The sequence below is a fragment of the Terrirhizobium terrae genome (genome assembly GCF_030323265.1).
Classification (GTDB): domain Bacteria; phylum Pseudomonadota; class Alphaproteobacteria; order Rhizobiales; family Rhizobiaceae; genus Neorhizobium.
Genome location: NZ_CP104992.1, coordinates 3,252,022 through 3,277,352, shown reverse-complemented (window position 1 = coordinate 3,277,352; position 25,331 = coordinate 3,252,022). Strand labels below are relative to the sequence as shown.

Annotated in this window: 30 protein-coding genes and 3 pseudogenes; 1 reads left to right on the top strand and 32 read right to left on the bottom strand. The window is 59.1% G+C overall.

What is annotated here, in order from left to right:
- Positions 1-9 precede the first annotated feature (9 nt).
- From N7E02_RS24045 to rpsL, 30 genes and pseudogenes are all read right to left on the bottom strand, one after another.
- Positions 10-1,020, bottom strand: a complete 1,011-nt coding sequence (locus tag N7E02_RS24045) for a DNA-directed RNA polymerase subunit alpha (RefSeq protein WP_286580096.1) — start codon at positions 1,018-1,020, stop codon at positions 10-12.
- A gap of 175 nt (positions 1,021-1,195) precedes the next feature.
- Positions 1,196-1,585 carry a 30S ribosomal protein S11 gene (rpsK, locus tag N7E02_RS24040; protein ID WP_007766864.1) on the bottom strand — a complete coding sequence of 130 codons (390 nt, stop codon included), beginning with the start codon at positions 1,583-1,585 and terminating at the stop codon, positions 1,196-1,198.
- A 112-nt stretch (positions 1,586-1,697) separates the two neighbouring features.
- Positions 1,698-2,066, bottom strand: coding sequence for a 30S ribosomal protein S13 (gene rpsM, locus N7E02_RS24035; RefSeq protein WP_093000503.1), 369 nt, complete (start codon positions 2,064-2,066; stop codon positions 1,698-1,700).
- 274 nt (positions 2,067-2,340) lie between these two features.
- Positions 2,341-2,925, bottom strand: coding sequence for an adenylate kinase (locus tag N7E02_RS24030; RefSeq protein WP_286580093.1), 585 nt, complete (start codon positions 2,923-2,925; stop codon positions 2,341-2,343).
- On the bottom strand, positions 2,922-4,262 hold the full coding sequence (gene secY, locus N7E02_RS24025; RefSeq protein WP_286580091.1) for a preprotein translocase subunit SecY: 1,341 nt from the start codon (positions 4,260-4,262) through the stop codon (positions 2,922-2,924). Before secY ends, N7E02_RS24030 begins: the two co-directional genes overlap by 4 nt.
- Before the next feature lie 238 nt (positions 4,263-4,500).
- Complete coding sequence (gene rplO, locus N7E02_RS24020) at positions 4,501-4,980, bottom strand: 50S ribosomal protein L15 (RefSeq protein ID WP_286580089.1); 480 nt, start codon at positions 4,978-4,980, stop codon at positions 4,501-4,503.
- Between the two features lie 16 nt (positions 4,981-4,996).
- The gene (gene rpmD / locus N7E02_RS24015; RefSeq protein ID WP_093000499.1) at positions 4,997-5,206 is read right to left on the bottom strand and encodes a 50S ribosomal protein L30; all 210 of its coding nucleotides are present in this window, start codon (positions 5,204-5,206) and stop codon (positions 4,997-4,999) included.
- A 14-nt stretch (positions 5,207-5,220) separates the two neighbouring features.
- Positions 5,221-5,788 (bottom strand): annotated as a pseudogene (gene rpsE / locus N7E02_RS24010) (30S ribosomal protein S5).
- Positions 5,789-5,916: 128 nt separating this feature from the next.
- Positions 5,917-6,279, bottom strand: coding sequence for a 50S ribosomal protein L18 (rplR, locus tag N7E02_RS24005; RefSeq protein WP_286580086.1), 363 nt, complete (start codon positions 6,277-6,279; stop codon positions 5,917-5,919).
- 12 nt (positions 6,280-6,291) lie between these two features.
- Positions 6,292-6,825 (bottom strand): 50S ribosomal protein L6, encoded by a 534-nt coding sequence (gene rplF / locus N7E02_RS24000; RefSeq protein ID WP_286580084.1) that lies wholly within the window; start codon positions 6,823-6,825, stop codon positions 6,292-6,294.
- Positions 6,826-6,867: 42 nt separating this feature from the next.
- Positions 6,868-7,266, bottom strand: coding sequence for a 30S ribosomal protein S8 (rpsH, locus tag N7E02_RS23995; protein ID WP_286580082.1), 399 nt, complete (start codon positions 7,264-7,266; stop codon positions 6,868-6,870).
- A gap of 12 nt (positions 7,267-7,278) precedes the next feature.
- On the bottom strand, positions 7,279-7,584 hold the full coding sequence (gene rpsN / locus N7E02_RS23990) for a 30S ribosomal protein S14 (protein WP_093000494.1): 306 nt from the start codon (positions 7,582-7,584) through the stop codon (positions 7,279-7,281).
- A 33-nt stretch (positions 7,585-7,617) separates the two neighbouring features.
- The gene (gene rplE, locus N7E02_RS23985; RefSeq protein WP_286580081.1) at positions 7,618-8,175 is read right to left on the bottom strand and encodes a 50S ribosomal protein L5; all 558 of its coding nucleotides are present in this window, start codon (positions 8,173-8,175) and stop codon (positions 7,618-7,620) included.
- Complete coding sequence (gene rplX / locus N7E02_RS23980; RefSeq protein WP_286580079.1) at positions 8,168-8,476, bottom strand: 50S ribosomal protein L24; 309 nt, start codon at positions 8,474-8,476, stop codon at positions 8,168-8,170. Before rplX ends, rplE begins: the two co-directional genes overlap by 8 nt.
- A gap of 12 nt (positions 8,477-8,488) precedes the next feature.
- Entirely contained in the window at positions 8,489-8,857 is a 369-nt protein-coding gene (gene rplN / locus N7E02_RS23975) for a 50S ribosomal protein L14 (RefSeq protein WP_003495199.1), read from the bottom strand.
- Between the two features lie 244 nt (positions 8,858-9,101).
- A complete protein-coding gene (gene rpsQ / locus N7E02_RS23970; protein ID WP_093000491.1) occupies positions 9,102-9,338 on the bottom strand; it encodes a 30S ribosomal protein S17 in 237 nt (78 codons plus the stop codon).
- 11 nt (positions 9,339-9,349) lie between these two features.
- Entirely contained in the window at positions 9,350-9,550 is a 201-nt protein-coding gene (gene rpmC, locus N7E02_RS23965) for a 50S ribosomal protein L29 (RefSeq protein ID WP_093000490.1), read from the bottom strand.
- A gap of 12 nt (positions 9,551-9,562) precedes the next feature.
- Positions 9,563-9,976: a 50S ribosomal protein L16 gene (gene rplP, locus N7E02_RS23960; RefSeq protein WP_093000489.1), complete on the bottom strand. Its 414-nt coding sequence runs from the start codon at positions 9,974-9,976 to the stop codon at positions 9,563-9,565.
- A 38-nt stretch (positions 9,977-10,014) separates the two neighbouring features.
- A complete protein-coding gene (rpsC, locus tag N7E02_RS23955) occupies positions 10,015-10,749 on the bottom strand; it encodes a 30S ribosomal protein S3 (protein ID WP_286580076.1) in 735 nt (244 codons plus the stop codon).
- Positions 10,733-11,138: pseudogene (gene rplV / locus N7E02_RS23950) on the bottom strand (50S ribosomal protein L22). Before rplV ends, rpsC begins: the two are co-directional and overlap by 17 nt.
- A gap of 2 nt (positions 11,139-11,140) precedes the next feature.
- Positions 11,141-11,419 (bottom strand): 30S ribosomal protein S19, encoded by a 279-nt coding sequence (gene rpsS, locus N7E02_RS23945; RefSeq protein WP_286580075.1) that lies wholly within the window; start codon positions 11,417-11,419, stop codon positions 11,141-11,143.
- A 16-nt stretch (positions 11,420-11,435) separates the two neighbouring features.
- On the bottom strand, positions 11,436-12,269 hold the full coding sequence (gene rplB / locus N7E02_RS23940) for a 50S ribosomal protein L2 (protein WP_286580074.1): 834 nt from the start codon (positions 12,267-12,269) through the stop codon (positions 11,436-11,438).
- Positions 12,270-12,280: 11 nt separating this feature from the next.
- Positions 12,281-12,574 (bottom strand): 50S ribosomal protein L23, encoded by a 294-nt coding sequence (locus N7E02_RS23935; protein WP_046792692.1) that lies wholly within the window; start codon positions 12,572-12,574, stop codon positions 12,281-12,283.
- Positions 12,571-13,191 (bottom strand): 50S ribosomal protein L4, encoded by a 621-nt coding sequence (gene rplD / locus N7E02_RS23930; protein WP_093000484.1) that lies wholly within the window; start codon positions 13,189-13,191, stop codon positions 12,571-12,573. The genes N7E02_RS23935 and rplD overlap by 4 nt, the downstream gene beginning before the upstream one ends.
- Before the next feature lie 13 nt (positions 13,192-13,204).
- Positions 13,205-13,846 carry a 50S ribosomal protein L3 gene (gene rplC, locus N7E02_RS23925; RefSeq protein ID WP_093000483.1) on the bottom strand — a complete coding sequence of 214 codons (642 nt, stop codon included), beginning with the start codon at positions 13,844-13,846 and terminating at the stop codon, positions 13,205-13,207.
- Between the two features lie 49 nt (positions 13,847-13,895).
- Positions 13,896-14,204 (bottom strand): 30S ribosomal protein S10, encoded by a 309-nt coding sequence (gene rpsJ / locus N7E02_RS23920; protein ID WP_003547547.1) that lies wholly within the window; start codon positions 14,202-14,204, stop codon positions 13,896-13,898.
- Between the two features lie 418 nt (positions 14,205-14,622).
- Positions 14,623-15,799, bottom strand: a pseudogene (gene tuf, locus N7E02_RS23915) (elongation factor Tu).
- A 92-nt stretch (positions 15,800-15,891) separates the two neighbouring features.
- Positions 15,892-17,991, bottom strand: coding sequence for an elongation factor G (gene fusA, locus N7E02_RS23910; RefSeq protein ID WP_286580072.1), 2,100 nt, complete (start codon positions 17,989-17,991; stop codon positions 15,892-15,894).
- Positions 17,992-18,024: 33 nt separating this feature from the next.
- Positions 18,025-18,495 (bottom strand): 30S ribosomal protein S7, encoded by a 471-nt coding sequence (gene rpsG / locus N7E02_RS23905; protein WP_093004515.1) that lies wholly within the window; start codon positions 18,493-18,495, stop codon positions 18,025-18,027.
- Positions 18,496-18,584: 89 nt separating this feature from the next.
- The gene (gene rpsL, locus N7E02_RS23900) at positions 18,585-18,956 is read right to left on the bottom strand and encodes a 30S ribosomal protein S12 (RefSeq protein ID WP_003507760.1); all 372 of its coding nucleotides are present in this window, start codon (positions 18,954-18,956) and stop codon (positions 18,585-18,587) included.
- A gap of 487 nt (positions 18,957-19,443) precedes the next feature.
- Here rpsL and N7E02_RS23895 point away from each other — a divergent pair, with 487 nt between their 5' ends.
- The gene (locus N7E02_RS23895) at positions 19,444-19,737 is read left to right on the top strand and encodes a transcriptional regulator (RefSeq protein WP_093004517.1); all 294 of its coding nucleotides are present in this window, start codon (positions 19,444-19,446) and stop codon (positions 19,735-19,737) included.
- Positions 19,738-19,789: 52 nt separating this feature from the next.
- On the opposite strand, the gene N7E02_RS23890 is transcribed toward N7E02_RS23895, so the two are convergent.
- Positions 19,790-20,851, bottom strand: coding sequence for a cytochrome-c peroxidase (locus N7E02_RS23890; protein ID WP_286580066.1), 1,062 nt, complete (start codon positions 20,849-20,851; stop codon positions 19,790-19,792).
- Between the two features lie 163 nt (positions 20,852-21,014).
- Positions 21,015-25,223: a DNA-directed RNA polymerase subunit beta' gene (rpoC, locus tag N7E02_RS23885; protein ID WP_286580065.1), complete on the bottom strand. Its 4,209-nt coding sequence runs from the start codon at positions 25,221-25,223 to the stop codon at positions 21,015-21,017.
- Between the last annotated feature and the right edge of the window lie 108 nt (positions 25,224-25,331).

Sequence of the window (25,331 nt, the reverse complement as noted above, 5' to 3'; positions counted from 1 at the left end):
CTGATCCTGTTAGTATTGGTCTTCGTAACGCTTAGCGAGATCTTCGATGTTTTCCGGCGGCCATGCAGGAACTTCCATGCCAAGATGGAGGCCCATGGATGCCAGAACTTCCTTGATCTCGTTCAGCGACTTGCGACCGAAATTCGGAGTGCGCAGCATTTCCGCCTCGGTCTTCTGGATGAGGTCGCCGATGTAAACGATGTTGTCGTTCTTCAGGCAGTTGGCCGAACGGACGGACAGTTCCAGTTCGTCGACCTTCTTGAGGAGTGCCGGGTTGAACGCGAGTTCGGTGACGGACTCTTCTTCCTGCTCCTTCTGCGGCTCGTCGAAGTTGACGAAGACCGACAGCTGGTCCTGAAGAATGCGGGCGGCGAAGGCTACGGCGTCTTCACCCGTGACCGAACCATCGGTTTCGATGGTCATGGTCAGCTTGTCGTAGTCGAGAACCTGGCCTTCGCGGGTGTTTTCCACCTTGTAGGACACTTTCTTGACCGGCGAGTAGAGGCTGTCGACCGGGATGAGACCGATCGGGGCATCCTCTGCACGGTTACGCTCGGCAGGAACGTAGCCCTTGCCGTTGTTGACCGTGAATTCCATGCGGATCTCGGCGCCATCGTCCAGCGTGCAGATCACGTGGTCGGGGTTCAGGATCTCGATGTCGCCAACCGTCTGGATGTCTCCGGCGGTGACAGAGCCCAGGCCCTGCTTGCGCACGACCATGCGCTTCGGATCATCGCCGTCCATCTTGATGGCGATTTCCTTGATGTTCAGCACGATGTCCGTCACATCTTCCCGGACGCCCGGGATGGAGGAGAACTCGTGCAGAACGCCGTCGATCTGGACTGCCGTGACGGCAGCGCCGCGAAGCGACGACAAGAGAACGCGACGCAGCGCGTTGCCGAGCGTCAGGCCGAAGCCGCGCTCAAGAGGTTCGGCAACAAGCGTTGCCTTGGTGCGACCGGACGAGGTGAACTCTACCTTGTTCGGCTTAATCAGTTCCTGCCAGTTCTTCTGGATCATGACCTACTACCTTCCGTTCGTTACCACCATCCAATCGTGGTAACCGAGCACGAGGAACACCGGAAATACCCTTCCGGCGATACGGTGAAAGCCGCCTCGACTCTTTCAGGAGGCGAAGCGGCTATTCCCCGAGTTCAGATAAGGATCGCCGTATAAGCGAGCCTCAATACGTCCATTAGACGCGGCGCTTCTTGCGCGGGCGGCAGCCGTTGTGCGGGATCGGCGTGACGTCGCGGATCGAGGTGATCATGAAGCCGGCAGCCTGGAGAGCGCGAAGTGCAGATTCACGACCCGAACCCGGACCGCAAACTTCGACTTCAAGCGACTTCATGCCGTGCTCCTGAGCCTTCTTGGCGCAGTCTTCAGCAGCGATCTGGGCGGCGAACGGGGTCGACTTACGCGAACCCTTGAAGCCCTTTGCACCGGCAGACGACCAGGCAATAGCATTGCCCTGCGCGTCGGTGATGGTGATCATGGTGTTGTTGAAGGTAGAATTGACGTGGGCAACGCCCGACGTGATATTCTTGCGTTCGCGACGACGAACGCGGGTGGCTTCCTTGGCCATAGTATCCCTTTCGTTGATCTCTGCACCGCCGTAATTCCAGCGGCTCCACCTTGGAACGAAACGTCACGGTCAAGCGGACAGAAGCCTGTCCGCTCGCGACGCCCATCCAAAATTACTTCTTCTTACCGGCGATCGCCTTAGCCGGACCCTTGCGGGTGCGGGCGTTGGTGTGCGTGCGCTGACCGCGGACCGGAAGGCCACGACGGTGACGCAGACCGCGGTAGCAACCGAGGTCCATGAGACGCTTGATGTTCATCGCGGTCTCGCGACGAAGATCGCCTTCGACAGCGTAGTCGCGGTCGATGGTTTCGCGGATCTGAAGGATTTCAGAGTCCGTGAGCTGATGGACGCGCTTTTCAGCCGGAAGACCGACCTTGTCCATGATTTCCTGCGCAAACTTCGGGCCGATCCCGTGAATGTAGGTCAGCGCGATAACAACGCGCTTCGCAGTCGGGATGTTGACGCCAGCGATACGTGCCACGTCTATTCTCCTTGCGTTCCGGTTGCCATCCGGCAAGCGGTACTTCTTCCATGATAGCGGCCCGATCAAGGCCACCAGTTCAACAACACCAAACGAGACAAATCAAAACGATCGGCCCCGGATACCCTTGCGGATGTCCGCGCCAATCGCTCAAGTCTGTCGCGAGTTGGCGCGGTGTTTAACGGAATCAGCTGTCAAATGCAACTGCCGAGCCCGAGATTCTTTAACAGGCCTGTGACAGGCCCGATCCAATCCCCTCTTGAGGAGATCGATTTCAAAGGCCGCCGAGAATCTTTTCGATCTCGGCCGTCACCTTGTCCATCTCGGCCATGCCGTCGATGCTCTTCAGCTTGCCCTTGGCATGGTAGTAACCGATCAGCGGCGCGGTGCTCTTGTAGTAGGCACGCAGGCGATCGGCATAGACTTCCGCATTGTCGTCCTTGCGAACCGGCTGGCCGGCAGCGCGGGCTTCTTCGGCACGACGCAGAATGCGCCCAACCATAGCCGCGTCGTCGACTGCCAACTCGATGGCCACATCAAGCGCCAGCCCTTTTTCGCGCAGCATGGCTTCAACTGCATCGGCCTGGACGAGCGTCCGCGGATAACCGTCGAGGATGAAGCCGTGGGCGCAATCGGGCTGGTCGATACGCTCGGATACGATGGCATTGACGATCTCGTCGGAAACGAGATTGCCGGCATCCATGACGGCCTTGGCACGCTTGCCAACTTCCGTCTCGGCAGCAACCGCCGCACGCAGCATGTCGCCTGTGGAGAGCTGCGGAATGCCATGCTTCTCCACGATCCGCTGGGCCTGAGTTCCCTTACCCGCGCCCGGCGGTCCCAAAAGTATAAGTCTCATCGTCCCCTCTTTCCTCCGCGCAGCTTCGACTTCTTGATCAGACCCTCATACTGCTGCGCAATGAGATGTCCCTGAATCTGCGCAACCGTATCGAGGGTTACACTGACAACAATCAAAAGCGAAGTACCACCAAGGGCTAATGGAACGCCGGTACGGGCGATCAGGAACTCTGGCAGGACACAGACGAAGACGAGGTAGATCGCGCCGATAACCGTGATGCGGGTCAGCACATAGTCAATATACTCGGCGGTACGCTCACCCGGACGGATGCCCGGAATGAAGCCGCCGTGTTTCTTCAGGTTGTCGGCCGTGTCCTTCGGGTTGAAGACGATGGCCGTGTAGAAGAAGGCAAAGAAGGCGATCAGCAGCGCATACAGGAACATGAACAGCGGCTGGCCATGACCGAGGGAGGCGATGACCGCAGTCCCCCATTCCGGCATGCGCGAGGTGTCCATGAAGCCCGCAGCCGTCGCCGGCAGAAGCAGGAGCGACGAGGCGAAGATCGCCGGGATGACGCCAGACGTGTTCAGCTTCAGCGGCAGGTGCGAGGTATCGCCCTGGAACATGCGGTTGCCGACCTGGCGCTTCGGATACTGGATCAGCAGGCGTCGCTGGGCACGCTCGACGAAGACGATCAGGGCGATGACGCCGATGGCAACGACGATGACGGTGAGAATCAGTGCCGTCGGCAGAGCGCCGGTGCGGCCGAGTTCCATCGTGTTGGCGAGAGCGGACGGAAGGCCGGCCGCGATGCCTGCGAAGATGATCAGCGAGATGCCGTTGCCGATGCCGCGCGAGGTGATCTGCTCACCGAGCCACATCAGGAACATGGTGCCGCCGAGCAGCGTCACGACGGTCGAAAGACGGAAGAACCAGCCCGGATCGGTGACGATCCCCTGCCCGCTCTCAAGACCGGCAGCAATGCCGTAGGCCTGGAGGGTTCCGAGAATCACCGTGCCGTAGCGGGTGTACTGGTTGATGATCTTGCGGCCCGCCTCGCCTTCCTTCTTGAGATTCTCAAGCGAAGGAACAACGGAGGTCATCAGCTGCACGATGATCGACGCGGAGATATACGGCATGATGCCGAGCGCGAAGATCGCCATGCGCTCGACGGCGCCGCCGGCAAACATGTTGAAGAGACCGAGAATACCGCCGGCCTGGCCGCGGAAGGCCTGCGCGTAGGCTTCAGGGTTCAGACCCGGAAGCGGGATATGGGTGCCCAGGCGATACACGAGGAGAGCAGCGAGGGTGAACCACAGCCGCTTCTTGAGATCCTCAGCCTTGGCGAAGGTCGAAAAATTGAGATTGGAGGCCAGTTGTTCCGCTGCAGACGCCATGCGTTTCTCCGCCCGATCGCTCCTCCGCCGGCTTAAAATTGCCTTGGCCGGAAAGCGTTCGCAAATTCTGGTTCAAAAAACCGGGCGCGGGAGATTGCGGAACGCAATCAGGTGCCTCACCCCGTTTTCATGTGATCAGCGCCCCTTAGGGTTGCCAGTGGGGCCGCCGGATCGTGAGGCTCACATATGGACATAAAATCGCCCGGTGTGAAGCTCACGCCGGGCGATTTTAAACGTTTTACTCTGCGGCAGTTTCGACAGCTGCGAGCAGCTTGATCGATGCGCCGGCCTTTTCGATCTTCTCGACGGCAGCCTTGGAGGCACCAGCGACTTCGATCGAAACCTTGGCCTTCAGTTCGCCGTCGGACAGAACGCGTACGCCATCCTTCTCGCGACGGATGACGCCGGCAGCCTTGAGGGCAGCAGCATCAACAGTGGCCTTCGGGTCGAGCTTCTTGGCATCGATCGCAGCCTGGATACGGCCGAGCGAAACGGTGACGTATTCAGACGCGAAGATGTTGTTGAAGCCGCGCTTCGGCAGGCGACGGTAGATTGGCATCTGACCGCCTTCGAAGCCGTTGACGGCAACGCCGGAACGGGCCTTCTGACCCTTGACGCCGCGACCACCGGTCTTGCCCTTGCCCGAACCGATACCGCGACCTACGCGGATACGGTCCTTGGAGGCGCCTTCGTTGTCCTTGATCTCATTCAGTTTCATGATCAATCTCTCCGTCTTACTTCTCGTCGACGATGCGAACGAGATGCTGGACAGACCGGATCATGCCACGAACGGAAGGCGTGTCTTCCAGCGTGCGAACCCGGTGCATCTTGTTGAGGCCCAGACCGACCAGCGTTGCGCGCTGGATAGCCGGACGGCGAATAGGCGAGCCGATCTGTTCGACCGTGATCGTCTTTGCTTCAGTCTTCTTCGTAGCCTTAGCCATGGGTCAGACTCCTCTTATTCTTCCGACGCATTGCCGGAAGCGGCGCGGCGAGCCTGGAGCGTTGCATACTTGATGCCGCGCTGAGCTGCTACGTCCTTCGGATGCACCTGGTGCTTGAGAGCGTCGAACGTCGCACGAGATCATGTTGTACGGGTTCGAGGAACCGGTCGACTTGGCGACAACGTCGTGCATGCCGAGCGTTTCGAAGACGGCGCGCATCGGGCCACCTGCGATGATACCGGTACCAGCCTTGGCGGAGCGCAGCAGAACCTTGCCGGCGCCGTGACGGCCGTGAACGTCATGATGCAGCGTACGGCCGTCGCGCAGCGGTACGAAGATCAGGTCGCGCTTGGCAGATTCGGTAGCCTTACGGATTGCTTCCGGAACTTCACGAGCCTTGCCGTGGCCGAAACCAACGCGGCCCTTCTGGTCGCCGACGACGACGAGAGCAGCAAAACCGAAACGACGGCCGCCCTTGACGACCTTGGCGACGCGGTTGATCGCGACCAGCTTGTCGACGAATTCGCTATCGCGCTCTTCACGGGCCTGACGATCGTCGCGGCCCTTTCTTTCCTGTGCCATTGTCCTTGTCCTTTTTCTTTTGCGGGTAGAACGGCAGGTTGCAAATAATCCGGCAATAAGCCGGATGGTGCGGAGAAACCGCATTTCGCCCGGCCTCCCCTTTCAAGAGGAAACCGGGCGAAAATTTCTTAGAAGCTCAGACCGCCTTCGCGGGCAGCTTCAGCAAGTGCCTTGATGCGGCCGTGATAGATGAAGGCGCCGCGATCGAACACGACTTCCTTCACGCCAGCTTTGGAGGCGCGCTCTGCAACCAGCTTGCCGACGGCAGCAGCAGCTGCAACGTCCGCGCCGGTCTTCAGCGACTTGCGCAGGTCGGCTTCGAGCGTGGAGGCGGCAGCAAGCGTGCGGCCGGCCACGTCGTCGATGACCTGTACGTAGATGTTCTTGGACGAGCGGTGAACCGACAGACGCGGACGGCCGTTTGCGACCTTCTTGATCTGGCGGCGAACACGGCTCGCACGCTTTGTGAGTGCTTCTTTTCTGGTAGCCATGATCGCTCGACCTTACTTCTTCTTGCCTTCCTTGCGGACGATCCGTTCCTCGGCGTACTTGACGCCTTTGCCCTTGTAGGGCTCGGGACCACGGTATTCGCGGATTTCCGCGGCAACCTGACCGACCTGCTGCTTATTGATGCCGGAGACGATGATTTCCGTCGGCTTCGGCACGGCAATGGTGATGCCCTCAGGGGCTTCGTAGACTACGTCGTGCGAGAAACCGAGAGCCAGCTGCAGGTTCTTGCCCTGCATGGCAGCGCGGTAACCGACGCCGTTGATTTCGAGCTTGCGCTCGTAGCCATCCTTAACACCCTTGAAGATGTTCTCGATCATCGTGCGGGACATGCCCCACTTCGAGCGAGCATCCTTGGTCTGGTTGACCGGGGTGACCGAAACAGCGTTGTCCTGGAGTTCGAGCTTGACTTCGTCGTTTGCGACGAAGAACAGCTCGCCCTTCGGGCCCTTTGCAGAAACCTTCTGGCCGTCGACCGAAGCCGTTACACCTGCCGGAACCTGAACGGGCTTTTTACCGATACGAGACATTTTATTATCCTGTCTGTCCGTTATGGAGATCCTTGCCCAGTCTTAGAAGACCGAGCAAAGAACCTCGCCGCCTACGTTCTGTTCGCGAGCCTGGTGATCGGCCATCACGCCCTTCGGAGTCGAAAGGATGGTGATGCCGAGGCCGTTCGCGACCTGAGGAATGGACTTAACCGAGACATAAACTCGGCGGCCCGGCTTGGAGACGCGGCCGATCTCACGGATCACGGAAGCGCCTTCGTAGTACTTCAGTTCGATTTCGATCTCGGACTTGCCGTTGCCGTAATCGATCTGGGAGTAACCGCGGATGTAGCCTTCAGCCTGCAGAACGTCGAGGACGCGAGCGCGCAGCCGGGAGGCAGGCGTCGAGACGGTCGACTTGCGGCGGGAAGCGCCGTTGCGGATACGGGTGAGCATATCGCCCAAGGGATCAGTCATGGTCATCTAACGATCTCCTTACCAGCTCGACTTGACGACGCCCGGCACCTTGCCGAGGTTGCCGAGTTCGCGAAGTGCAATACGCGACATCTTAAGCTTACGATAGAAAGCGCGCGGGCGACCGGTGACTTCGCAACGGTTGCGGATACGCGTCTTCGAGCCATCGCGAGACAGAGAAGCGAGCTTGATAGTTGCCTTGAACCGGTCTTCGATCGGAAGTTCCTGGTTCATGATGATCGCCTTCAGTTCGGCGCGCTTGGCGGCCTGCTGGGCGACTGTCTTGCGGCGGCGCTTGTTCTTTTCAACTGCGCTGGTTTTCGCCATATCGGAGTTCCTTTTTAACGCTCGTCGTTACGGTTACGCACGGAACGGGAAGTTGAACTCTGTGAGCAGAGCGCGAGCTTCGTCGTCATTGGTAGCCGTCGTGCAAACGATGATGTCCATGCCCCACATCTGATCAACCTTGTCGTAGTTGATCTCCGGGAACACAATGTGCTCCTTGAGGCCCATGGCGAAGTTGCCACGGCCGTCGAAGGACTTCGGGTTCAGGCCGCGGAAGTCGCGAACGCGCGGGAGCGCGATGTTGACCAGGCGATCCATGAACTCGTACATGCGTGCGCCGCGCAGGGTAACCTTTGCGCCGATCGGCATGTTTTCGCGGACCTTGAAGCCAGCGATAGAGTTGCGGGCCTTGGTGATGACCGGCTTCTGACCGGCAATAGCGGCCAGGTCAGCTGCAGCAACCGTGGGCTTCTTGGAGTCGGCAGTCGCCTCACCCACACCCATGTTGATGACGATCTTGTCGACCTTCGGGATCATCATTTCGTTCGCGTAGGAGAACTTCTCCTGCAGGGCGCCGCGAATGCGGGAAACGTATTCCGCCTTGAGGCGCGGCTCGTACTTAGACTCAGCCATCGATTACATCTCCCGTACGCTTGGCTACTCGCACCTTCTTTCCGTCGACGACGGAGAAGCCAACGCGGGTCGGCTTGCCGTCTTTCGCGACGATCGCGACGTTCGACAGGTGGATGGATGCTTCCTTGTTGATGATGCCAGCTTCCTGCGTCTGCGTCTGACGCTGGTGGCGCTTCACCATGTTGACGCCGCGGACGACCGCACGGTCTTCCTTCGGCAGAACCTGGAGAACTTCACCGGTACGGCCCTTGTCCTTGCCGGCGAGGATGACGACGTTGTCGCCCTTCTTGATCTTCTGCATGGATCCCGCTCCTTACAGTACTTCTGGAGCCAGCGAGATGATCTTCATGTGGTTCTTGGCGCGAAGTTCGCGCGGAACCGGTCCGAAGATACGGGTGCCGATCGGCTCTTTCTTGTTGTCGATGAGGACCGCTGCGTTGTTGTCGAAGCGGATGACGCTGCCGTCGGCGCGACGGATGTCTTTAGCGGTACGCACAACAACCGCCTTCATCACGTCACCCTTCTTCACGCGGCCGCGCGGAATAGCTTCCTTGATCGAAACGACGATAATGTCGCCGACCGAAGCGTACTTGCGCTTGGAGCCGCCCAGCACCTTGATGCACATGACACGACGTGCGCCGGAATTATCCGCCACGTCGAGGTTTGTTTGCATCTGAATCATGTCAGGTCGCCTTTTTCTAATGACCGGAACACCGGACGCGTGAGCGCCTGGAGCCGGCTATGAACAGATTTTCAGTGTGCGCGGGATGGGTCTTGCCAAGGTGGTTTCCCTGAAAGGGACCTTCCGTGCGCTCAAAGCAAAAGAACGCCCGTTTCCGAGCGTTCGACGCCAGTGGCGTGCTTCATACAGGATTCTCTGCCAGACGCAAGGGCAAGCCCCAATCTGGCAGAAATTCCTGATCAGTTTAAGCCTGGGCGGAGATAACCGTCCAGCGCTTGTCCTTGGAGATCGGTGCGCATTCCTCGATGGAAACGACATCACCTACCTTGTACTGATTGGTCTCGTCATGCGCCTTGTACTTCTTGGACCGGCGAACGGTCTTCTGAAGCAGCGGGTGCGCGAAGCGGCGCTCGACGCGGACAACAACGGTCTTCTCGTTCTTGTCGGAAACGACAACGCCCTGCAGAATGCGTTTTGGCATATTATTCTTCCTTAGGCCTTGGCTTCTGCCGCCTTCTGGCGGGCAATGGTTTTCACGCGAGCGATGTCCTTGCGGACTTCGGTGATGCGCGAGGACTTCTCGAGCTGGCCGGTAGCCTTCTGGAAGCGCAGGTTGAACTGCTCCTTCTTCAGGTCCGCAAGCTTGTCCTTGAGCTGGTCGGCGCTGAGGCCGCGTACGTCTTCGGCTTTCATCGTGCCTTCTCCTTACTCTGCGATGCGCTGAACGAAGCGCGTCGTGACCGAGAGCTTGGCAGAACCGAGGCGCAGAGCCTCGCGCGCGATTTCTTCCGAAACGCCGTCGATCTCGAACATGATACGACCAGGCTTGACCTTGCAAGCCCAGTATTCAACCGAACCCTTACCCTTACCCATACGAACTTCGGTGGGCTTGGCAGTAACCGGGACGTCAGGGAAGACGCGGATCCATACACGACCCGCGCGCTTCATGTAACGGGTGATCGCGCGGCGAGCCGCTTCGATCTCGCGAGCGTTCACGCGGTTCGGTTCCTGAGCCTTCAGGCCGAACTCGCCGAATGCCAGGTCAAAGCCGCCCTTTGCGACGCCCTTGATGCGGCCCTTGAACTGCTTGCGATACTTGGTACGCTTTGGCTGCAACATTTTCTTACTTCTCCGAGCTTATCTTTCGCCAGCGATAATCAAGCGTTTTCGCGTTCGCGGCGACGATCGCCACGATCACGGTCGCGGCTTGCCGGACCCTGCGCATCGCCTTCCAGCGCGCGACGTTCGGAAGCCATCGGATCGTGCTCAAGGATTTCGCCCTTGAAGATCCAGACCTTGATGCCGCAGATGCCGAATGCGGTTTCGGCTTCAGCCGTACCGTAATCGATGTCTGCACGCAGCGTGTGAAGCGGCACGCGGCCTTCGCGGTACCATTCGGTACGAGCGATTTCCGCACCGCCGAGACGGCCGGCGCAAGTGATCTTGATGCCTTCGGCGCCAAGACGCATTGCAGACTGAACAGCACGCTTCATCGCACGGCGGAAAGCCACGCGGCGCTCGAGCTGCTGAGCGATCGACTGGGCAACCAGCGTCGCGTCAACTTCCGGCTTGCGCACTTCAACGATGTTGAGGTGCGTTTCCGAGTTCGTCATCGACGAGATCTTCTTGCGAAGCTTCTCGATGTCTGCACCCTTCTTGCCGATGATCAGACCCGGGCGAGCCGAGTGGATCGTGACGCGGCACTTCTTGTGCGGACGCTCGATGACAACCTTGGCGATACCAGCCTGCTTCAGCTCCTGCATGAGGTAAGCGCGGATCTTCAGGTCTTCGTGGAGCAGCTGGCCGTATTCGGCGTTGTCGGCGAACCAACGGCTGTCCCAGGTGCGGTTAATGCCGAGGCGGAAGCCGATCGGATTAATTTTCTGGCCCATTATGCGGCCTCCCCTTTTCCTCGACTTCGCGAACAACGATCGTCAGGTGAGCGAACGGCTTTTCGATGCGCGATGCGCGGCCACGGCCACGAGCGTGGAAACGCTTCATCACGATCGACTTACCGACGTATGCTTCCGAAACGATCAGAGAGTCGACGTCGAGGTCATGGTTGTTTTCAGCGTTGGCGATAGCGGACTCGGAGAGTCTTCTTCACCGTGCCTGCGATACGCTTGCGCGAGAACTCGAGTTCTGCGAGCGCACGTTCGACCTTCTTGCCGCGGATCATGGCGGCAACCAGGTTCAGCTTCTGCGGGCTGACGCGGAGGGTACGGGCGACTGCCTGTGCCTCGTTGTCCTTCAGCCGGCGTTCGGTCTTTGCCTTCGCCATGATTACTTCCTCTTCGCCTTCTTGTCCGCGCCGTGACCATAGTAGGTACGGGTGGGAGCGAATTCACCGAACTTGTGACCGACCATGTCTTCGTTGACATTGACCGGGATGTGCTTCGAGCCATTGTAGACGCCGAAGGTGAGACCGACGAACTGCGGCAGGATGGTGGAGCGACGGCTCCACATCTTGATCACTTCGTTACGACCGCCTTCACGTACCTTCTCAGCCTTCTTGAGAAGATAGCCGTCAACAAACGGACCTTTCCATACTGAACGAGCCATTGAACGACTTCCTCTCTTACTTCTTCACGTGGCGCGAGCGCATGATGAACTTGTCCGTGGACTTGTTCGAACGCGTGCGCTTGCCCTTGGTGGGCTTGCCCCAAGGTGAGACCGGATGACGGCCACCCGAGGTACGGCCTTCACCACCACCGTGCGGGTGGTCGACCGGGTTCATGACGACGCCGCGGTTATGCGGACGCTTGCCGCGCCATACGGTGCGGCCGGCCTTACCGTCGTTGATGTTGCCGTGATCCGGGTTGGAAACGGCGCCAACGGTGGCGAGGCAAGAACCCGGAACGAGGCGCTGCTCGCCAGAGTTCAGACGAAGGATAGCCATGCCGGCATCACGGCCGACGAGCTGAACGTAGGTGCCTGCAGAGCGGGCGATCTGGCCGCCCTTGCCCGGCTTCATCTCGACGTTATGAACGATCGAGCCAACCGGGATGTACTGCAGCGGCATGGTGTTGCCGGGCTTGATGTCGACGGCCTTGTCGGAAGCGATGACCTTGTCGCCGGCAGCGAGACGCTGCGGAGCGATGATGTAGGCCTGTTCGCCATCGGCATAGGTGACCAGCGCGATGAACGCCGAACGGTTCGGGTCGTATTCCAGACGCTCGACCGTGCCTTCGACGTCGAACTTGCGACGCTTGAAGTCGACCAGGCGATAGGTACGCTTGTGACCGCCGCCGATGAAGCGGGCAGTGATGCGACCGTTGTTGTTACGACCGCCGCTCTTGGAAAGACCCTCGGTGAGCGCCTTGACCGGCTTGCCCTTCCACAGGCCCGAACGGTCGACGATGACCAGCTGACGCTGGCTCGGGGTCGTCGGATTATAGCTTTTCAGTGCCATTTTTCTTTACCTCAGAGACCGGTGGAGACGTCGATCGTCTGACCTTCGGCCAGGGTGACGACAGCCTTCTTGACGTCCTTCTGCTTGCCGATGAAGCCACGGAAGCGCTTCACCTTGCCCTTGCGGACCAGCGTATTGACGGCAGTGACCTTCACACCGAAGAGCGCTTCTACGGCAGCCTTGATTTCAGGCTTGGAAGCAGTCTTGGCAACGTTGAAGACAACCTGGTTCTGTTCGGATACCAGCGTCGACTTTTCGGTGATCGAGGGAGATACGATCACATCATAGTGGCGAAGATCGGTCACTTGAAACGCTCCTCTAGAGCTTCAACTGCGGCCTTCGACAGCACGAGCTTGCCGCGACGCAGAATGTCGTAAACATTGATGCCCTGAACCGGCAGAACATCGATGTTCGGGATGTTCTGGGCTGCGAGCTTGAAGTTGTTGTCGAGCTCAGCGCCGCCGATGACGAGGGCGTTGGTGAGACCGAGCGAGGCGAACGTACCGATCAAAGCCTTGGTCTTTGCTTCAGAAGCAACCAGGTTGTCGATGACGATCAGGTCTTCAGACTTCAGCTTTGCGGACAGAGCGTGACGCAGGGCCAGAGCGCGAACCTTCTTGGGAAGATCGAACGCGTGGCTGCGCGATACCGGGCCGTGAGCCTTGGCACCACCACGGAACTGCGGAGCGCGAGCCGAATGGTGACGAGCGCGGCCCGTACCCTTCTGCTTGTACATCTTGGCGCCGGTGCGGGAAACTTCACCGCGGGTCAGCGACTGATGCGTGCCCTGCTGCTTCTTGGCGAGCTGGTAACGAACCATACGAGCGAGGATGTCCTCGCGGGGGTCGAGGCCGAAGATCGCGTCCGACAGGGAAACCTTGCCAGCGTCTTTGCCTTCGAGGGTCTTGACGTTGAATTCCATCTTAATGGCTCCCTTACTTCGCAGCCGACTTGACGGCGTCGCGAACAACGATCCAGGCGCCCTTGGAGCCGGGGACGGCACCCTTGACGAGGATCAGGCCGCGGCCTTCATCGGTGGACACGACTTCGAGGTTCTGGGTGGTAACGCGGGTCTGGCCCATGTGACCAGCCATGCGCTTGCCCTTCCAGACCTTGCCCGGATCCTGGTTGTTACCAGTCGAACCGTGCGAACGGTGCGACACGGAAACACCGTGGGTCGCGCGCAGACCACCGAAGTTGTGGCGCTTCATGGCACCAGCAAAGCCCTTACCGATCGAGGTGCCGGTCACGTCGACCAGCTGACCGGCTGCGAAATGATCAGCCTTCAGCTCAGTGCCGACTTCGATCATGTTGTCTTCAGAAACGCGAAACTCTACGAGCTTCGACTTCGGCTCGACGTTTGCAGCAGCGAAGTTGCCACGCATAGCCTTGGAGGTGTTCTTCACCTTGGCAACGCCTGCACCGAGCTGAACAGCAGCATAGCCGTTCTTCTCAACAGTGCGGTGTGCAACAACCTGGCAGTTGTCGAGACGCAATACGGTTACCGGGATATGCTCGCCGGCGTCGTTGTAGACGCGGGTCATCCCTACCTTTTGTGCAATTACACCCGAACGCATCGGTTCAATCCTTCTCACTCAGTCCAAAACCCTGGCCGAAACCCAGGTCTTAGAGCTTGATCTCAACATCAACACCTGCGGCGAGGTCGAGCTTCATCAGCGCGTCCACCGTCTGGGGCGTCGGGTCAACGATATCGAGAAGGCGCTTATGCGTGCGCATCTCGAACTGCTCGCGGCTCTTCTTGTCGATGTGGGGGGACCGGTTAACCGTAAACTTCTCGATGCGGGTCGGAAGCGGAACGGGGCCCCGGACACTTGCTCCGGTGCGCTTCGCCGTCGACACGATCTCGCGCGTAGAAGCGTCGAGAATACGGTGATCGAATGCCTTAAGGCGAATGCGGATATTTTGGCCGTTCATTCGACGTTATCCTTGTTTTCTGTTCTCCCGATACCAAACGTGATGGCACGGGTTGTTCGTTTACCTAAGGCGGATCACCGGTTTCAAAGATCGAAGAGAGCACCGCTTCCAGCAGGCACCCTATTCCAGTCTTCAGGCCCGAAGGCCCACCTTAAATTCTTGTGCAACTCGCTGCTTCACCATAGCGAAGCAGGCGCAAATCGCGCTTGCGCGCCATTTGCTATGTTTTTGTGTCATAAGCAAGTCGCAATACGCCACTTGCTTAAAAAATATAGCGGGCGGTATCCGGAGATACCGCCCTGCCCTTATCGATTACTCGATGATCGAGGCAACGATGCCGGCGCCGCCGCAGATCGCGCTGGCGCGATCCGTGATTCTTAGTGTCGTCGGCAGCTTTCGCCACCGCGCCTCGCCATCATTACTCGATGATCGAAGCAACGATGCCGGCGCCGACGGTACGGCCGCCTTCGCGGATCGCGAAGCGCAGCTTTTCTTCCATCGCGATCGGAACGATCAGCTCAACCTGAACCGTGACGTTGTCGCCAGGCATAACCATTTCCGTGCCTTCCGGCAGCGAGACGATGCCGGTCACGTCCGTCGTGCGGAAGTAGAACTGCGGACGGTAGTTGGTGAAGAACGGCGTATGACGGCCGCCTTCTTCCTTCGTCAGGATGTAGGCTTCAGCCATGAACTTCTTGTGCGGCTTGACAGAGCCCGGCTTGCACAGGATCTGGCCACGCTCGACGCCGTTACGGTCAACGCCGCGGACGAGTGCACCGATGTTGTCGCCGGCCTGGCCCTGGTCGAGCAGCTTGCGGAACATTTCAACGCCGGTAACCGTCGTCTTCGAGGTTGCCTTGATGCCGACGATCTCGACTTCTTCGCCAACCTTGACGATGCCACGCTCGACGCGGCCGGTCACAACCGTACCACGGCCGGAGATCGAGAACACGTCTTCGATCGGCATCAGGAACGGCTGGTCGATCGGACGCTCAGGCGTCGGGATGTAAGAGTCGACAGCTTCCATCAGCTCGCGGATCGCGTCTTCGCCGATCTTCTTGTCCGAGATCTTCCAGAGCAGCAAGAGCCGAGCCCTTGATGACCGGAATGTCGTCGCCCGGGAAGTCGTAGGACGACAGAAGTTCGCGAACTTCCAGCTCGACGAGCTCGAGAAGCTCGGCGTCGTCGACCTGGTCGACCTTGTTGAGGAACACGACGATCGCCGGAACGCCAACCTGACGGGCAAGCAGGATGTGCTCGCGGGTCTGCGGCATCGGGCCGTCGGCAGCCGAGCAAACCAGGATCGCGCCGTCCATCTGGGCAGCGCCGGTGATCATGTTCTTGACGTAGTCGGCGTGGCCGGGGCAGTCAACGTGCGCATAGTGGCGGTTCGGCGTCTCGTATTCGACGTGCGCCGTCGAAATGGTGATGCCGCGTGCCTTTTCTTCCGGTGCAGCGTCGATCTGGTCATACGCCTTGAATTCACCGAAGTACTTCGTGATCGCTGCCGTCAACGACGTCTTGCCGTGGTCAACGTGACCAATCGTGCCGATGTTGACGTGAGGCTTGTTGCGCTCAAACTTGCTCTTTGCCATTGCAGGCTCTCCATCTTGTGTGAGCCCCAAAGGGCCCAAATTCTTGTTGTCGCCCCGGCCTGAAACCGGGGCGTATCAGTTCGGTATTCCGATTACTTCTGACCGGAATACTTCGCCTGGATTTCAGTCGCGACGTTCGACGGAACCGGTGCGTAGTGATCGAAGGTCATCGAGTACTGCGCGCGGCCCTGCGACATGGAGCGCAGGTTGTCGACGTACTTGAACATGTTCGCCAGCGGGACGTGAGCGTTGATAACGATCGCGATGCCGCGCTGTTCCTGGCCCTGGATCTGACCACGACGCGAGTTCAGGTCGCCGATAACGTCGCCGACATAGTCTTCCGGCGTTACGACTTCAACCTTCATCATCGGCTCAAGAAGCTGTGCGCCAGCCTTCTTGGCTGCTTCACGGAAGCAGGCACGCGATGCGATTTCGAAGGCGAGAACCGAGGAGTCGACGTCGTGGAAGGCACCGTCGATGAGGGTAGCCTTGACGCCGAGCATCGGGAAGCCAGCCAGCGGACCGGAAGACAGAACGCTTTCGATACCCTTCTGAACGCCCGGGATGTATTCCTTCGGAACAGCACCGCCGACGATCTTGGATTCGAACAGGAAGTCTTCGCCATCCGGGTTCGGTTCGAAGATGATCTTGACGCGCGCGAACTGACCGGTACCACCGGACTGCTTCTTGTGCGTGTAGTCTTCTTCGTGAAGCTTCGTGATGGTTTCGCGGTAGGCAACCTGCGGAGCACCGACGTTGGCTTCAACCTTGAACTCGCGACGCATACGGTCAACGAGAATGTCGAGGTGAAGTTCGCCCATGCCGGCGATGATCGTCTGGCCGGATTCCTGGTCGGTCTTGACGCGGAACGACGGGTCTTCAGCAGCGAGGCGATTGAGCGCGAGGCCCATCTTTTCCTGGTCGCCCTTGGACTTCGGCTCGATCGCGATCTGGATGACCGGCTCCGGGAATTCCATGCGCTCGAGGATAACCGGCTTCAGCGGATCGCAGAGCGTATCGCCAGTGGTGGTTTCCTTGAGGCCGGCGAGAGCAACGATGTCGCCTGCGAAGGCTTCTTCGATGTCTTCACGGGAGTTCGAGTGCATCTGCAGCATACGGCCGACGCGCTCGCGCTTGTCCTTGACCGTGTTCATGACCGACGAACCCTTTTCGAGCTTGCCGGAATAGATGCGTGCGAAGGTCAGCGAACCGACGAAGGGGTCGTTCATGATCTTGAACGCCAGCATCGAGAGCGGCTCGGCGTCGTCAGCGTGACGCTCGATTTCGGCTTCGGTCTTGAAGTCGATGCCCTTGATGGCCGGAATGTCGACAGGCGACGGCAGGTAATCGACGACAGCGTCGAGAAGCGGCTGCACGCCCTTGTTCTTGAACGCGGTACCGCAGAACATCGGGTGGAACTTCACGTCGATGGTGCCGCGGCGAACGAGTTCGCGGATCTTGTCGTTGTCCGGCAGGTCGCCGTTCAGGTAGGCTTCCATCGCTTCTTCGTCGATCTCGACAACGGTCTCGATCAGCTTTTCGCGATATTCTTCAGCCTTGTCCTTCAGGTCGGCCGGGATCTCGACAACGTCCCAGGCAGCGCCGAGGGACTCGTCACGCCATACGAGAGCATTCATCTCGATCAGGTCGACAACGCCCTTGAACTCGGACTCAGCACCGATCGGGAGCTGCATGACGACTGCGGTGGCACCGAGACGGGTCTTGATCATCTCAACCGAGCGGTAGAAGTCCGCGCCGGTCTTGTCCATCTTGTTGCAGAAGATCATGCGCGGAACGTTGTACTTCTCAGCCTGACGCCAGACGGTTTCCGTCTGCGGCTCTACGCCGGCGTTGGCGTCGAGAAGGGCAACTGCACCGTCGAGAACGCGCAGCGAACGCTCGACTTCAATGGTGAAGTCAACGTGGCCGGGGGTGTCGATGATGTTGAAGCGGCGCATCTTGCCGTCACGGCCCTTCCAGAAGGTCGTGGTGGCAGCAGACGTGATCGTGATGCCACGCTCCTGCTCCTGCTCCATCCAGTCCATGGTGGCAGCGCCGTCATGAACTTCGCCGATCTTGTGCGACTTGCCGGTGTAATAAAGGATACGCTCGGTGGTCGTGGTCTTGCCGGCGTCGATATGCGCCATGATACCGAAATTTCGGTAGTCTTCGATTTTATACTCGCGAGCCATAGGACTGCCTTTCGAAATTCGATCGGATAAGAATTACCAACGGTAGTGCGAGAATGCGCGGTTCGCGTCAGCCATCTTGTGCGTGTCTTCACGCTTCTTGACAGCCGAGCCACGGTTGTTTGCGGCATCCATGAGTTCGCCGGAAAGACGATCGATCATGGTGGTTTCGTTGCGCTTGCGGGCAGCAGCGATCAGCCAACGGATCGCGAGGGCCTGGCGACGTTCCGGACGCACGTCAACCGGAACCTGATAGGTCGCACCACCGACGCGACGCGAGCGGACTTCAACATGCGGCGCGACATTGTCGAGCGCCGAATGGAAGATTGCCAGCGGCTCGGACTTGGCCTTGCCCTGCACGACGTCGAACGCGCCGTAAACAATGCTTTCAGCCACGGACTTCTTGCCGTGGAGCATGATGGCATTCATGAACTTCGTAACAACAAGATCGCCGAACTTCGGGTCCGGATTGATCTCGCGCTTTTCTGCACTATGGCGTCTGGACATACTTCTCGTCTCTCAAACGGTTTAGGCGCTTTATCACGCGGAGAACCTCGCGCAGCGCCGGATTTCTGAAACTAAAAAGCACCCGAAGATTACTTCGGACGCTTTGCACCATACTTCGAACGGCGCTGCTTACGGTTCTTGACACCCTGGGTATCGAGAACGCCGCGGATGATGTGGTAGCGAACACCCGGCAAGTCCTTCACGCGGCCGCCACGGATCATGACGACAGAGTGTTCCTGCAGGTTGTGGCCTTCACCCGGAATGTAGCCGATGACTTCAAAGCCATTGGTGAGACGGATCTTGGCGACCTTACGCAGAGCCGAGTTCGGCTTCTTCGGGGTCGTCGTGTAAACGCGGGTGCAGACGCCGCGCTTCTGAGGGTTTTCCTGCAGTGCAGGAACCTTATTGCGCTTTACCTGGGCCTGACGGGGCTTGCGGATCAGCTGGTTTACGGTAGGCATGTACCCATCCCTTGCAAAATCTTCTTCCAAAGCCCCCTTTCGGGAGCTATCTGATGCCGTTTCCGGCGGCGACACGCACATTTCCTCATGCGCCAAGTGTGGCCCGATCCCTTTCCGGATGGACCACCCAAAGCAGAGGACGCATTCCTCATGCGTCGTGCGTGCAGCATTCGTGTCTTCAGCGTGCGTTGGAACCTTGTTTGAGGCCAAAGTCCGGAACGAGTCATTCCAAACGGGCAAGCCTCACATCGCTTCCGATGCGGGGCGTTTACTGTTTTCACCCCTGCGCGTCAAGGGCTGGCCCGAAAATAATGGCTGCAAGGCCTGCGCTGCAAGCCCGGCGGCGTAAACCCTCCCCTCCCCGAACAGTTTTAGGGCGGCTGAGCATTAATGTTTGGGAATCACGGTCATTCGCACTAAGGGAAAGGTGGAACTTTACTCAGGCCCGTGGCTTGGGAAGGTATGTGAACCGCATCCGGAGATATAAATGGTAAATCCTGCCGACAATGACAATAGCCTCGACGGCCCGATGATCTTCATCATCATCGGCAAGGGATACGAGGTAAAGGGCGGCGAAGGCGTGGAACTGCACATCATGCTGCAGGCGCCGGATGACGATTCGGCTGTTCGCGAGGCCCTGAACGCGCTTACCGAGGAAGGGTTCATCGAAGCCGATCTCGACCAGATCGGCGTGCTGCAGGAAGAACCGCCGGAGGAGCCTCACGCTTCCGCCTATCAGGGCGCGCTCGAAGGCGAAGTCGCCATCATCCGCTTCGACTGATCTTCTTGTGACCGCGCGGGCAGAACTCGCGCGGTCTCTCTTTACCACGACCTCATTTGCCCGGAACGATAGAACTCGAGGGCTTCGGGGTCGTGGCGGTTTCGGCCGGCAGGATCGGATAGGTCACGTCCGGTGCCTTGCCCGTCAGGGAATCCAAAAAGGCTACGATCAGGTCGACGTCCCTGCCCTCCAGAGCCTCACCTAGCTGCGATGTTCCCATGATCGCCACCGCCTGTCTCAGGTCCCAAACCTTGCCGGAATGGAAGTAAGGCGCGGTCAGCGCGATATTCCGTAGCGGCCCTGCCCTGAAGACATAAGAGTCATCGGCCGTATTTGTGACGGCGAAGCGCCCTTTATCTTTTTCCGGAAGAACGTCCGCACCGGGCTTCTCGATCAGCCCGAAGGGATAGTAGCCCTCCCCGCCGACATTGATGCCGTTGTGACAGGATGCGCAGCCCTTATCGATGAAGATTTGCAGCCCCTGTTTTGCATCTGCGGTCATCGCCTCGTCGTCACCATTGAGGAATGCGTCGAAGGGTGCCGGCGTGATCAATGTCGCCTCGAAGGCCTCGATCGCCTTGGCGAAATTGTCGAAGCTCACGGGATCAGCTTCGTCCGGAAAGGCAGCTTTGAACCACTCGACATATTGCGGCATCGATTTCAGCGTCGCGACGACCTGGCCGGGCGTGTTGGCCATTTCGACACCGGCCTGGACCGGGCCTTTCGCCTGCGCCTTCAGATCTTCCGCCCGACCATCCCAGAACTGGGCGATGTTGAACACAGCGTTGAACACTGTCGGGGAATTTCGCGGGCCCTTCTGCCATCCGTGACCGATCGAGGTTTCCAGGTTGTCGTCCCCGCCTGTCCCCACGTTGTGACAGGAATTGCAGGAAAAGACCCCGGACGCAGACATGCGAGGGTCGAAGAACAGCGCCTTGCCGAGAGCAATCTTTTCGGGGGTGATCTTGTTGCCCTTAACCGCGGGAACCGTTGAGGGCAGCGGCTTGAACAATTCCTGCGCCTGCTCCCTCAACTGAGCAGGATCGGGATCTGCCGCATAGGCGCCCGTTATCAGCAGTGCGCAGGCAGCGACGGAAGTGAGTAACCGTTTCATTCCAGCCTCCATTCATCTTGAACGGAAACAAGCTTAGAACTCCTCCAATAGTGCGCCTTGTCACAGGTCAATACTTGAGGTTGTGCTCAGGCACAAAAAAACGCCCGGATAAATCCGGGCGTTTCTGATGTCAGCGGATGCGGGGCTATACCCCTCGCCTGCCTTATTCGGCAGGCGTGTTCTCCAGGTTCATGTCCTGCAGCATCGGGGTCGCGGACGATGCGCCGGTGCCCTTCTTGCGTTCCTCGAGGATGAGGTCGTCGCGCGAAGTGGCGATGCGGCGGATCTGCGTCATGGTGCCGCCGGTGCCGGCCGGGATAAGGCGGCCGACGATGACGTTCTCCTTGAGACCCTGCAGCGTGTCCATCTTGCCGGCGATCGCAGCTTCCGTGAGAACCTTGGTGGTTTCCTGGAAGGATGCGGCCGAGATGAAGGACGGCGTCTGCAGCGATGCCTTGGTGATACCGAGCAGAACCGGCTCGCCATAGGCAGGCTTCTTGCCTTCCTCGATGAGCTGGTCGTTGGTGTCTTCCAGCTCGATCCGGTCGACATTGTCACCGACGATATACTGGCTGTCGCCGGCATCGGTGATCTCGACCTTCTGCAGCATCTGACGAACAATCACTTCGATGTGCTTGTCGTTGATGACAACGCCCTGCAGACGATAGACTTCCTGAATTTCGTTCACGAGGTAGGAAGCGAGTGCTTCCACGCCCTTGATCGCCAGGATGTCGTGCGGCGCAGGATTGCCGTCGAGAATGTAGTCGCCCTTTTCGATGTAGTCGCCTTCCTGAAGGTGGAAGGGCTTGCCCTTCGGGATCAGGTATTCGGTCGGCTCCACACCGTCTTCGGCCGGCTCGATCATGACGCGACGCTTGTTCTTGTAGTCGCGGCCGAGGCGGATCGTACCATCAATCTCAGCGATGATGGCGTGGTCCTTCGGACGACGAGCTTCGAACAGTTCGGCAACGCGCGGCAGACCACCGGTGATGTCCTTGGTCTTGGCGCTTTCCATCGGGATACGTGCAAGCACGTCGCCCTGGGAAACCTTCTGACCCGGTTCGACCGAGAGGATGGCCTCGACGTTGAGGTTGAAGCGGGCTTCACCACCACGCGACAGCTTCATCACGGCGCCGGAAGCGTCCTTGATGACGATTGCCGGCTTCAGATCCGTACCGCGCGGGGTCGAACGCCAGTCAATAACCTGACGCTTGGTAATGCCGGTGGATTCGTCGGTCGATTCCGAAACGGAGATGCCGTCGACGACATCTTCGAACTGAACCGTACCGGCGACTTCCGTCATCATCGGGCGGGTATAGGGGTCCCACTCCGCCAGGCGCTGACCGCGACGAACCTTGTCGCCGTCATCGACATGCAGCTTCGAACCGTAGGCGACGCGCTGCGAGGAGCGCTCGACGCCACGCTCGTCGAGAATGGTGACCGCCATGTTGCGGCCCATCGCGACGAGGACGTTTTCCGAGTTGCGGAGAACGTTGCGGTTCTTGATCTGGATCGTGCCTTCGTACGATGCTTCCAGGAACGACTGGTCGACCACGTTTGCCGTACCGCCCAAGTGGAAGGTACGCATGGTGAGCTGCGTGCCCGGCTCGCCGATCGACTGAGCGGCGATGACGCCAACGGCTTCACCCATGTTGACCGGCGTACCGCGAGCAAGGTCGCGACCGTAGCAGACCGAGCAGACACCCGTCTGAACTTCGCAGGTCAGAGCGGAGCGGATGCGGATCGACTGGATACCAGCCTTCTCGATCTCGATGACATCCGGCTCGAGGATCATCTTGCCGGCGTCGACGATACGCTCACCCGAAACCGGATGATCGATGTTGTCGAGAGCCGTACGACCCAGGATACGAGCGCCGAGCGAGGCAACGACCTGACCGGCATCGACGATGGCGGTCATGGTGAGGCCGTTTTCGGTGCCGCAATCCACGAGGTTGACGATGCAGTCCTGCGCCACGTCGACGAGACGACGGGTCAGGTAACCGGAGTTAGCCGTCTTCAAGGCGGTGTCTGCCAGACCCTTACGGGCACCGTGGGTCGAGTTGAAGTACTCGTTAACGGTCAGGCCTTCCTTGAAGTTCGAGATGATCGGGGTCTCGATGATTTCACCCGACGGCTTCGCCATCAGGCCGCGCATGCCGCCCAGCTGGCGCATCTGGTTCGGAGAACCACGGGCACCCGAGTGGGACATCATGTAGATCGCGTTCATCTGCTTCTGACGACCGGTTTCCGGGTCGAACTCGACGGCCTTAATGCGGGCCATCATGTCTTCCGCAACCTTTTCGGTAGCCTTACCCCAGGCGTCGACGACCTTGTTGTACTTCTCGCCCTGAGTGATCAGGCCGTCGTTGTACTGCTGCTCGTATTCCTTGACCAGCGCTTCGGTGTCACCAACGATCTTCTCCTTGGTGTCCGGGATGATCATGTCGTCCTTGCCGAACGAAATGCCGGCGCGGCAGGCGTGGGTGAAGCCGAGCTGCATGATGCGGTCGCAGAAGATCACCGTGTCCTTCTGACCGCAATGACGGTAGACCGTGTCGATCATCTTGGAGATGTTCTTCTTGGTCATTTCCTGGTTGCAGGTCTCGAACGGCACGTTGACGTTCTTCGGCAGAAGCTCGCCGATGATCATGCGGCCAGGCGTCGTTTCATAGATCTTGGAGACCAACTTGCCGTCGGCATCCATGGTCTTGAAGCGACCCTTGATCTTGGCGTGCAGGGTGACGACCTTGTTTTCCAGCGCATGGTGCAGTTCGCCCATGTCCGAAAAAGCCATGCCCTGGCCCGGCTCGTTCTCGTTCATGATCGACAGGTAGTACAGGCCGAGAACCATGTCCTGCGACGGAACGATGATCGGTGCACCGTTTGCCGGATGCAGGATGTTGTTCGTCGACATCATCAGGACGCGGGCTTCGAGCTGTGCTTCGAGCGACAGCGGCACGTGAACGGCCATCTGGTCACCGTCGAAGTCGGCGTTGAAGGCCGTGCAGACGAGCGGGTGCAGCTGGATGGCCTTGCCTTCAACCAGGATCGGTTCGAAGGCCTGGATGCCCAGGCGGTGCAGCGTCGGTGCGCGGTTCAGGAGAACCGGATGCTCGCGGATGACCTCGTCGAGGATATCCCAGACTTCCGGCTTTTCCTTTTCAACCAGCTTCTTGGCCTGCTTGACGGTGGACGAAAAGCCCTTGGCGTCAAGACGGGCGTAGATGAACGGCTTGAACAGCTCGAGCGCCATCTTCTTCGGCAGGCCGCACTGGTGAAGCTTCAGTTCCGGACCGGTCACGATGACCGAACGGCCGGAATAGTCGACGCGCTTGCCCAGAAGGTTCTGGCGGAAGCGGCCCTGCTTGCCCTTGAGCATGTCGGACAGCGACTTCAGCGGACGCTTGTTGGCGCCGGTGATGACGCGGCCACGACGGCCGTTGTCGAACAGCGCGTCAACAGATTCCTGCAGCATGCGCTTTTCGTTGCGGATGATGATGCCCGGAGCGCGCAGTTCGATCAGGCGCTTCAGACGGTTGTTACGGTTGATGACGCGGCGGTAAAGATCGTTGAGGTCGGACGTCGCGAAACGGCCGCCGTCAAGCGGAACCAGCGGGCGCAGGTCCGGCGGAATGACCGGAACGACCTTCATGATCATCCATTCCGGGCGGTTGCCGGATTCGATGAAGTTCTCAACGATCTTCAGGCGCTTCATCAGCTTCTTCTGCTTGAGATCCGAAGTGGTCTCAGCAAGGTCGGTACGAAGGTCGCCGGCGATCTTTTCGAGGTTCATCGACGCGAGCATCTCATAGATGGCTTCGGCGCCGATCATGGCCGTGAACTGATCTTCACCGAACTCGTCGATGGCGATCATGTATTCTTCTTCGGAGAGGAGCTGGTTCTCCTTCAGCGAAGTCAGGCCCGGTTCGGTGACGATGTAGTTCTCGAAATAGAGAACGCGCTCGACATCCTTCAGCGTCATGTCGAGCAGCGTCGAGATACGCGAAGGAAGCGACTTCAGGAACCAGATGTGGGCAACGGGAGCGGCGAGCTCGATATGGCCCATGCGCTCACGGCGAACGCGCGACAGCGTGACTTCGACGCCGCACTTTTCGCAGATGATGCCCTTGTACTTCATGCGCTTGTACTTGCCGCACAGGCACTCGTAGTCCTTGATCGGTCCGAAGATGCGCGCGCAGAAGAGACCGTCGCGTTCCGGCTTGAACGTACGGTAGTTGATGGTTTCCGGCTTCTTGATCTCGCCGTAGGACCACGACAGGATCTTTTCCGGGCTCGCGATCGAGATCCGGATCGAATCGAAGTGCTGTGCCGGCACTGTCGGGTTGAAAAGGTTCATGACCTCTTGGTTCATGCCTGTCTCCTTGATGGGGCGCAGAGGCCCTCACTTGGGTCGTGGTCTCGACAAATTCCCGGGCTGTCGAGCCAAACCCTTAAAATGACAATAGACGCCAAATGCGGC

Excerpts from the sequence above, each read along its gene's own strand:
- rplF (WP_286580084.1), bottom strand. The coding sequence starts at position 6,825 with ATGTCTCGTATCGGTAAAAAGCCCGTTCAGGTTCCGGCAGGTGTAACG.
- N7E02_RS23895 (WP_093004517.1), top strand. The coding sequence starts at position 19,444 with ATGGTAAATCCTGCCGACAATGACAATAGCCTCGACGGCCCGATGATC.
- rpsC (WP_286580076.1), bottom strand. The coding sequence starts at position 10,749 with ATGGGCCAGAAAATTAATCCGATCGGCTTCCGCCTCGGCATTAACCGC.
- rplE (WP_286580081.1), bottom strand. The coding sequence starts at position 8,175 with ATGGCTGAGTCTAAGTACGAGCCGCGCCTCAAGGCGGAATACGTTTCC.
- rpsQ (WP_093000491.1), bottom strand. The coding sequence starts at position 9,338 with ATGCCAAAACGCATTCTGCAGGGCGTTGTCGTTTCCGACAAGAACGAG.
- rpsJ (WP_003547547.1), bottom strand. The coding sequence starts at position 14,204 with ATGAACGGCCAAAATATCCGCATTCGCCTTAAGGCATTCGATCACCGT.
- N7E02_RS23890 (WP_286580066.1), bottom strand. The coding sequence starts at position 20,851 with ATGAAACGGTTACTCACTTCCGTCGCTGCCTGCGCACTGCTGATAACG.
- rpsS (WP_286580075.1), bottom strand. The coding sequence starts at position 11,419 with ATGGCTCGTTCAGTATGGAAAGGTCCGTTTGTTGACGGCTATCTTCTC.
- rpsK (WP_007766864.1), bottom strand. The coding sequence starts at position 1,585 with ATGGCCAAGGAAGCCACCCGCGTTCGTCGTCGCGAACGCAAGAATATC.
- rplD (WP_093000484.1), bottom strand. The coding sequence starts at position 13,191 with ATGGAATTCAACGTCAAGACCCTCGAAGGCAAAGACGCTGGCAAGGTT.
- rplB (WP_286580074.1), bottom strand. The coding sequence starts at position 12,269 with ATGGCACTGAAAAGCTATAATCCGACGACCCCGAGCCAGCGTCAGCTG.
- secY (WP_286580091.1), bottom strand. The coding sequence starts at position 4,262 with ATGGCGTCTGCAGCGGAACAACTGGCCTCCAATCTCAATTTTTCGACC.
- rpmD (WP_093000499.1), bottom strand. The coding sequence starts at position 5,206 with ATGGCTAAGGCTACGAAGAAGACTGAAGCAAAGACGATCACGGTCGAA.
- rplX (WP_286580079.1), bottom strand. The coding sequence starts at position 8,476 with ATGCAGAAGATCAAGAAGGGCGACAACGTCGTCATCCTCGCCGGCAAG.
- rplN (WP_003495199.1), bottom strand. The coding sequence starts at position 8,857 with ATGATTCAGATGCAAACAAACCTCGACGTGGCGGATAATTCCGGCGCA.
- rpoC (WP_286580065.1), bottom strand. The coding sequence starts at position 25,223 with ATGAACCAAGAGGTCATGAACCTTTTCAACCCGACAGTGCCGGCACAG.
- N7E02_RS24030 (WP_286580093.1), bottom strand. The coding sequence starts at position 2,925 with ATGAGACTTATACTTTTGGGACCGCCGGGCGCGGGTAAGGGAACTCAG.
- rpsN (WP_093000494.1), bottom strand. The coding sequence starts at position 7,584 with ATGGCGAAAACCAGCGCAGTTGAAAAGAACAAGCGCCGCCGCAAGACA.
- rpmC (WP_093000490.1), bottom strand. The coding sequence starts at position 9,550 with ATGAAAGCCGAAGACGTACGCGGCCTCAGCGCCGACCAGCTCAAGGAC.
- rpsG (WP_093004515.1), bottom strand. The coding sequence starts at position 18,495 with ATGTCCAGACGCCATAGTGCAGAAAAGCGCGAGATCAATCCGGACCCG.
- rplO (WP_286580089.1), bottom strand. The coding sequence starts at position 4,980 with ATGAAACTGAATGAGATCAAGGACAACGAAGGCGCCTCCAAGGACCGT.
- rpsH (WP_286580082.1), bottom strand. The coding sequence starts at position 7,266 with ATGACCATGACTGATCCCTTGGGCGATATGCTCACCCGTATCCGCAAC.
- N7E02_RS24045 (WP_286580096.1), bottom strand. The coding sequence starts at position 1,020 with ATGATCCAGAAGAACTGGCAGGAACTGATTAAGCCGAACAAGGTAGAG.
- rplP (WP_093000489.1), bottom strand. The coding sequence starts at position 9,976 with ATGTTGCAGCCAAAGCGTACCAAGTATCGCAAGCAGTTCAAGGGCCGC.
- fusA (WP_286580072.1), bottom strand. The coding sequence starts at position 17,991 with ATGGCTCGCGAGTATAAAATCGAAGACTACCGAAATTTCGGTATCATG.
- rpsL (WP_003507760.1), bottom strand. The coding sequence starts at position 18,956 with ATGCCTACCGTAAACCAGCTGATCCGCAAGCCCCGTCAGGCCCAGGTA.
- rplC (WP_093000483.1), bottom strand. The coding sequence starts at position 13,846 with ATGCGTTCGGGTGTAATTGCACAAAAGGTAGGGATGACCCGCGTCTAC.
- rplR (WP_286580086.1), bottom strand. The coding sequence starts at position 6,279 with ATGGCTACCAGAAAAGAAGCACTCACAAAGCGTGCGAGCCGTGTTCGC.